This is a genomic window from Streptomyces sp. NPDC020362, assembly GCF_040642095.1.
In the GTDB taxonomy this organism is placed as follows: domain Bacteria; phylum Actinomycetota; class Actinomycetes; order Streptomycetales; family Streptomycetaceae; genus Streptomyces.
On the sequence record NZ_JBFAET010000057.1, the window covers coordinates 40,341 to 47,571 of the forward strand.

The 7,231-nt window shown below is 68.6% G+C and carries 6 protein-coding genes; 2 read left to right on the top strand and 4 right to left on the bottom strand.

What is annotated here, in order from left to right; genetic code table 11:
• Positions 1-31: 31 nt before the first annotated feature.
• From AB0H32_RS21715 to AB0H32_RS21730, 4 genes are all read right to left on the bottom strand, one after another.
• Positions 32-1,714, bottom strand: a complete 1,683-nt coding sequence (locus AB0H32_RS21715) for an ABC transporter family substrate-binding protein (RefSeq protein ID WP_361122960.1) — start codon at positions 1,712-1,714, stop codon at positions 32-34.
• A gap of 122 nt (positions 1,715-1,836) precedes the next feature.
• Positions 1,837-3,921 carry an ABC transporter ATP-binding protein gene (locus AB0H32_RS21720; RefSeq protein WP_361122963.1) on the bottom strand — a complete coding sequence of 695 codons (2,085 nt, stop codon included), beginning with the start codon at positions 3,919-3,921 and terminating at the stop codon, positions 1,837-1,839.
• Positions 3,918-4,796 carry an ABC transporter permease gene (locus tag AB0H32_RS21725; protein ID WP_361122984.1) on the bottom strand — a complete coding sequence of 293 codons (879 nt, stop codon included), beginning with the start codon at positions 4,794-4,796 and terminating at the stop codon, positions 3,918-3,920. Before AB0H32_RS21725 ends, AB0H32_RS21720 begins: the two co-directional genes overlap by 4 nt.
• Positions 4,797-4,869: 73 nt before the next feature.
• On the bottom strand, positions 4,870-5,853 hold the full coding sequence (locus AB0H32_RS21730; protein ID WP_361122966.1) for an ABC transporter permease: 984 nt from the start codon (positions 5,851-5,853) through the stop codon (positions 4,870-4,872).
• Between the two features lie 359 nt (positions 5,854-6,212).
• Here AB0H32_RS21730 and AB0H32_RS21735 point away from each other — a divergent pair, with 359 nt between their 5' ends.
• Together AB0H32_RS21735 and AB0H32_RS21740 are read left to right on the top strand one after the other, a co-directional pair.
• Positions 6,213-6,731, top strand: coding sequence for an esterase-like activity of phytase family protein (locus tag AB0H32_RS21735; RefSeq protein WP_361122969.1), 519 nt, complete (start codon positions 6,213-6,215; stop codon positions 6,729-6,731).
• A gap of 32 nt (positions 6,732-6,763) precedes the next feature.
• Entirely contained in the window at positions 6,764-7,222 is a 459-nt protein-coding gene (locus AB0H32_RS21740; RefSeq protein ID WP_361122972.1) for an esterase-like activity of phytase family protein, read from the top strand.
• Positions 7,223-7,231 lie beyond the last annotated feature (9 nt).

Genomic DNA, 7,231 nt, shown 5'->3' on the forward strand with positions numbered 1-7,231 from the left:
TCCCGTCGGCCCGGCCGATGTACCGCCAGGGTTACTTCTCCCAGCCGACCGTCTCCGGGAGCGGGCTGTAGAAGATGGTCGCGCCGACGTTGGCGAGGCCCTTCTTCACACCGTAGGTCGAGGGGCCGCTGAACAGCGGAAGCAGGGCGTACTCCTGGAGCGCCTTCCGCTCGACCTTGTTGGCCGCCGCAGCCTGCTTGCCGCGGTCGGCGATCTTTGTGGTGGCGCGGATCTCCTTGTCCAGCGCGGGTGAACCCGCACCGGTGATGTTGGAGTCACGGTCCGAGCAGTAGAAGTCGCACAGGTAGCGGGCGCCGAACGGGTCCATGGACCGGTTTCCCGAGAGGAACAGGTCGAACTTGCGCTCGCTGAGGATGTTGGAGAAGTCCGCCTCGTCGGCCTTCTTGATGACGAGACCGATGCCGACCGGCTTCAGCATCGCGGCGAAGGCGCCGGCGGTGGCCTTGTCCAGCGGGTCGTCGCCGAGGAGCGTGTAGCCGACTTCGAGCTTCTTGCCGTTCCTGACCCGGATGCCGTCGCCCCCGGGCTTCCAACCCGCTGCGTCGAGTGCCTTCTCGGCGTCGTCCGGCGCGTATTTCAACACGGCCGAGACGTTGTCCTCGTAGCCCTTCTGGAAGCTGTACAGCACGGCCGAGCCGGGCAGCGGCTCCTTGTAGCCGAGCCCCTGGAACCGGATCTTCGCGATCTGCGCGCGGTCGATGCTCTCCTGGACGGCCTTGCGAACGCCCTTGTCCGCGAGGACGGGAGACCTGGTGTTGAAGTAGAGCGAGTACTCGAAGGGGCTCCCGCCGCTGCGGATCTCCGTGCCCTTGAGCCCCTGGACCTGCTTGAGGCTCTCCGCGTCGACGGCGGACACGTAGTCGAGCTGACCGTTCTTGAAGGCGTTGACCGCTGCGGTCGACTCCAGGTTCACGTAGACGCGCCTGTCGAGCTTGCCCCTCTTGCCCCACCACTTCGGGTTGCGGACGAAGGTGATGTTGCCGGAGTGGGTGTCCCACTTACCGATCGTGTACGGTCCCGCGCCCCACTCCGGGTGGGCCTTCTTGACGTAGGCCTTGTTGAAGCTGTCGACCGTAGCCGCCTTGGGGTGCAGGAAGGTGGTGAACAGACTCGACCAGGAGGCGTTGACGCCCTTGAAGGTGATGACGGCCTGCTTGGCGTTCGTGCCCTCCTCGACCGAGGTGATCTGGTCGTAGCCGTCCGTGGACGAGGCGGAGTAGGCCTTGTCGGAACCGTTGTTGGCCTTCCACGTGGCCTTGATCGCGGTCCAGTCGATCGGCGTGCCGTCGTTGAAGACGGCCTTCGGGTTGATCGTCAGCGTGACCTTCTGACGGCCGCCTTCGACGGACACCTTCACATTGCTGTAGTAGTCCGGGTTGTACTGCACCTCGCCGGTCGGCGAGTAGGTGATCGCGTCGGCGTTGTACCAGGCCCAGACGCGGGACGCGGTCAACGTGGCATTGACGTTGAACGGGTTGCCCTGGTCGTCGAAGGTCCCGACGGTGGTGTAGGTGCCACCGTCCTTGATCTTGTCGTACGGCGTGGGGTTGTAATCGGCGGCAGCCGATGCGGCGGAGGGGGTGTTCTTCGCGTCCGAGCCCGCGGAGTCCGTGCCGGACGAGGACTGGCACGCGGTGGCGGCGACGGAGACGGCGGCGATGAGAACGACGGGCAAGGTCAGTCTTGCGCGCATGGGGGGTGGTTCCTTCTGGGTCGATGGAGCGGACGCGGACGCGGGCGTGGAGGCGGCCCCGGTCGCCGGCGGTGGGCGCGGGCCGGGACATGGCGGTGGTCCCCGGTCACCGGGGCGGGTCCTCAGGCGCCGTGGCAGGCGTACTGATGGCCGGGTTGTCCGGCAGCGGGGGTCGGCACGGGGCGTTCCGTGCGACAGCGCCGGCGCAGGGTCTCGCCGGCGAGGCGGTACAACGGGCACCGGTCGACGAAGACGCATCCCGTGGGCAGTCGTGCGGCGTTCGGCTGCTCGCCCTCCAGCACGACGCGTTCGCGGGTGCGTTCGCGCTGCGGATCGGGTATCGGGATCGCCGACAGCAGCGCCCGGGTGTAGGGGTGCTTGGGATCGGAGAAGATCGTCTCGGTCGCCCCGGTCTCGACGATGTGCCCCAGGTACATCACCGCGATCCGATCGGAGATGTACCGGACCACGGCCAGATCGTGGGCGACCACGAGGTAGGCGAGTCCGAGTTCACGCTTGAGTCGCGCCAGCAGGTTGATCACCCCGGCCTGCACCGACACGTCCAGGGCGGAGAGCGGCTCGTCGAGGGCGAGCAGTTTCGGCTCCGTCGCCAGGGCGCGGGCGATGCCGACCCGTTGGCGCTGACCGCCGGAGAGGGCGCCCGGGAAGCGGTTGCTCAGCGAGTCGTCCAGACCGACCAGTGCCAGCAGTTCGTGGATGCGGGAGCGGATCGACTCGCGATCCCGCCCGATGGCCCGCAGGGGTTCGGCAAGCAGTTGGAAGACGGGCATGCGCGGGTCCAGGGCCCCCAAGGGGTCCTGCATGACGATCTGTACGTCCTGCCGCAACTCCCGTACACCTGCGCCGGAACCGACCGTTGCGACATCGGTGCCGGCGATCTCGATCCGGCCGCCTTCGGGCCGCCTGAGCCGGAGAATTTCCATGAGCGTCGTGGTCTTGCCGCTGCCGGACTCGCCCACCAGGCCCAGAGTCTCCCCGGCGCGCAGCTCGAAGCTGACTCGGTCGACGGCGTGCAGAGTGCCGATCCGGCGCTTGAGAAGGGCTCCCTTGGTGACCGGAAACGTCTTGACGAGGTCTTCGACACGGAGCACCACCTCGCCGGGCTCGGCACGCCCGGAGGCCGCCTGCTGATCGACGGGCACGGCGTCGCCTGCGGGGGCGAGGGATCCGTCGGCGATCTCTGCGGCGCGCAGGCACGCCACGTGCCCGTGCCCGGTGACCCGGCGCAGCTCCGGTTCGCCGGAGTGGCACGCGTCGAGGGCGACGGCGCAGCGGCTTGCGAAGGGGCAGCCGTCCGGGAGGCTCACCAGGGCGGGCGGCTCCCCACCGATCGGGACCAGGGGACGGTGGGTCCCGTCGTCCACGGTCGGCACCGCGGCGAGCAGCCGCGCGGTGTACGGCATCGTGGGCCGGCGGAACAGTTCCTCGACGCCCGCCTGTTCCACGAAGCGGCCCGCATACATGACAGCGACGTCGTCCGCGTGGCCGGCGACCACCCCGAGGTCGTGGGTGATGAGGACGAGGCCGGCCCCGGTCTCCTCCTGTGCCCGTCGCAGGACGTCGAGGATCTGCGCCTGCACGGTGACGTCGAGTGCGGTGGTGGGCTCGTCGGCCACCAGCACGGACGGTTCGTTGGCGATCGCCAGGGCGATGACCACGCGCTGGCGCATGCCGCCGGAGAACTCGTGCGGGAAGGAGGCGGCCCGGTTGCGCGGGTCGGGGATGCCGACGAGGTCGAGCAGCTCGACGGCCCGCTCCCAGGCTGCCCGCTTCGTCAGGTCCTGGTGGACCCGCAGGGCGTCGGAGAGCTGTCTGCCCACGGAGAAGATCGGCGTGAGCGCGGACAGGGGGTCCTGGAAGACCATGCCGACGGCGTTGCCCCGTACCCCCGAAAGTGCCTGGTCACCGAGGCCGATCAGGTCCTGTCCGCCCAGCAGCACCTGACCGCTCAGGGCGGCGGAGGGCGGCAGCAGGCCCACGATGCCCATCGCGGTGGCCGACTTGCCCGAGCCGGACTCGCCGACGATGCCGAGGGTCCGGCCGGGCAGCAGATCGAAGCTGACGCCGCGCACCGCCTCGACGGTTCCGGCCTCGGAGGGGAAGGAGATCCGCAGGTCCCGTACGGACAGCACGGGGGCGGTGTCGGCAGGTGGCAGCGGGTTGAGCACAGGGGTCGCGAGGGTCATCGTCGGCCTCCTGCCGAGCCGGTCACGGACGTGGGGTCCAGGGCGTCGCGCAGTCCGTCGCCGATGAAGGTCATCGACACGGTGAGCAGGACGACCAGCCCCGCGGGGAACGCGAAGAGCCAGGGGGCGCTCGTGAGGGCGCCCGCACCGTCCGCGAGCATCGTGCCGAGGGAGACGTCCGGGGTCTGGACGCCGAACCCGAGGAAGGACAGGGCGGTTTCGCTGAGCACGGTCGCGACGACACCGAGCGTCAGGTTGACGATCAGCAGGGAACCGAGGTTGGGGATGATGTGGCGGAGGACGATGTGCACCGGGCCGACGCCCATGAACTCGGCCGCCGTCACGTAGTCCCGTTCGCGCAGTGAGGTCGAGACGGACCAGATGACCCGCGCGGTGGACATCCAGCCGAACACGGTCAGCACGATGATGAGGACGCGCCAGTCACCGGCCAGGCGGTGGGAGACCAGGGCGAGGATGAGGAACGAAGGGACGATCAGCAGGAAGTGGATGACGGCGAGCGTCACCCTCTCGACCCGGCCTCCGAAGTAGGCGGCGCCGGAGCCGATGATCGCGGCGACGACGATCGTCAGCACGGACACACTCACGGCGATCGCCAGGGAGCGCTGGAGTCCGTGCACGGTGCAGGCATAGATGTCGTTCCCGCCCTGGTTGGTGCCGAACCAGTGGAGGGCGCTCGGCGGTTGGGTGAGTGCGGTGAAGTCGGAGTCGGTGTACGCGTAGGAAGTGAACCGACCCCCGACGGCACCGAACAGCACCAGCAGCACGAAGATCACCACACCGACGACGGCCAGGCGGTTGCGCAGGAAGCGCCGCAGATAGAGCCGGCCGAGGCCGAGGTCCCCGTGCCCCCGCACGGAGCGCGGCGCTTCCGGAACCCGGTCTGCCGCCGCATGGGCCGAGGTGTCGGCCGTCGCATCGGTGGCCACGTCAGCTCACCCTCACTCTCGGGTCGAGGAAGACCGTGGCGATGTCCGCGAGGATCGCGCCGATGGCGGTCAGTGCCGCGGCGAAGGCGGCCGTCGCGACCGTGCCGTGCACGTCGTTCTTGCTGATGGTCTGGATGAAGTAACGGCCCATGCCGTTCCAGCCGAAGATCGTCTCGGTGATGATGGCACCGGTGAAAATGGCGGGGACGCCGAACGCCACGGAGGCCGCCGTCGGGATGAGCGCGGCCCTCAGGGCGTGCCTGCGGATCGCCTTGCTGCGGGTGAGCCCGGTGGCCTGGGCCGTGCGCACGAAATCGGCGTTGATCGTGTCGAGCAGCAGCGAACGCTGCGTCAGGTGGTAGCCGACGTAACCCATCAGTGTCAGCGTCAGGGTCGGCAGGATCAGGTGCAGGAGGCGGTCACCGATCGTCGGGAACAGCCCTTCGACGTCGGGTGAGTTCTCCCCGGCGACGTAGAGGAAGTGCAGCCCGGCGTGCTGGTTCAGCCAGATGGCGACGAAGACCACGGCGAGTGCGGCGACGGACGTCGGCACGTTGAACACCACGATGGACACGGCCTGCAAGACCCGGTCGGCCCAGCCGTACTGCCGTGCGGCGGTGTACACACCGAGCGCGACGCCGATCACGACGGACAGGATGGTCGCCGTGACGACCAACTCCGCACTGATGAGGGACCGGTAGCCCACCTCCCCGTTGACGGACACGCCGGTGGGGGACTTCCCCCAGTCGAAGTGGAGGGCCACCGAGGTGAGCCAGTCCCACCACCGGTGCACCAGCGGCACCCGCGGGTCCAGGTTGTACGGCGCGAGGGCCCGGTCGATCTGGGCCTCGCTGCGGACAGGCCGCAGCTCCTTGAAGTTCGATCTCGGGTCCAGGAACCAACTCGCCAGAAAATACGTGGCGTTGGTCGCGACGACAATCATCAGGAGCCAGCCGACCGCTTTGCGCGTCACATGGCGCACCACGCGTGACACCTCCTCACCACACAAAGGAGGTGCGCCTCGGGAGCGCCGGACGGACGAGACGAATACATGCGCGGTGGAGCTTTCTGCGGGACGGAACGGAGCCACGAACGTGTGAGCGTCAGCTTGGTCCGTACTTTGCAGTGGGCACCAGGTTTTGGCCGGTCCCGCCATGAGGCCGACATGTTGCCGTAGCAGACGATCCGGAATACGGCGCAATTTGGATGATCTTGGCGTGCCCGGTCGTTACGTTCTTCACGGCCGCGGCCGAGCTTGAGGAGCGCCCGTCCCCCTGTGCTCAGTCATGCATCACAGGGACGGGCGACTGCGCTCGGCGCCTCCACCAGGCCAAGATCGAATGCATGAAATCCTCCTTGATCCGCCGCGCATGTGCGGCCGCCCTGGTGCTGGCGACGACGATGACCCCCGCGGTGGCAGCCCAGCCGGACCACGCCGTCGCCCGGTCCGGCATCGGGGTGCACTCCGTCGACGTCACCGGCACCCACCCCTTCCTGCGGCCGGACGGCTCGGTCTACCCACCACCGGGCACCGGCGACGGCAAGGCCGTGGACCCGGAAGAAGTACGGGTGGACCCGTCGAGCTGCCAGTACTGGTGGGCACAGGAGGGCGACCGGCCGAAGTCGTCGAGCGAACCGGTGATCCAGCCGTCGATCCAGTTAACCTCCCGCTCCGGTGCCCACCGTGGCCAACTGCCGCTGCCGCCCGACTACGAGATCACCCTGGCGGACCGGGGCCCACGGCGGAACAATGCCGTGGAGGCGATCACCTTCGGAGCCGGGAACAGGGTGCTCACCAGCGCCGCCGAGGGCCCGCTGCTCCAGGACGGCCCGGAACCCGATCTGCAGCACGGCGCGCCCTGATCCGCGTCACCCAGCAGAGCCGGAGGGGTGACGTGCTGGCGCAGTTCGCCTACCCCCTCGAAAAGATCTTCACGGCGTCCGACCCGACCAGCCCGTGGCCCCCGGACACCGGCGTGCCCTCGATCTTCGCCTTCCCCGACGACCCCAGCCGCTACCTCGTACTCGAACGTACCTGGGTGGCAGGTGCGGGGAACAAGATCCGCATCTACGACGCCACCACCCGCGGCGCGACCGAGGTGCAGAACATGGACTCCCTGACCGGACAGAAGGTCGTACCGATGCGCAAGAAACTCGTCGCGGACTTCCACGACCTGGGTCTGTCCACGGTCGACAACACCGAGGGAATGACCTGGGGTCCGACCCTGCCGGGCGGCGAGCGAACTCTGCTCCTGGTCAGCGACGACAACTTCGCCGAGGACGAGGTCACCCAGATCGTCGCACTCGGCATCCGCCGAGAAACCGGCAACGGCATCCGCCCCCGAACGGGCTGAGGCTCGGCT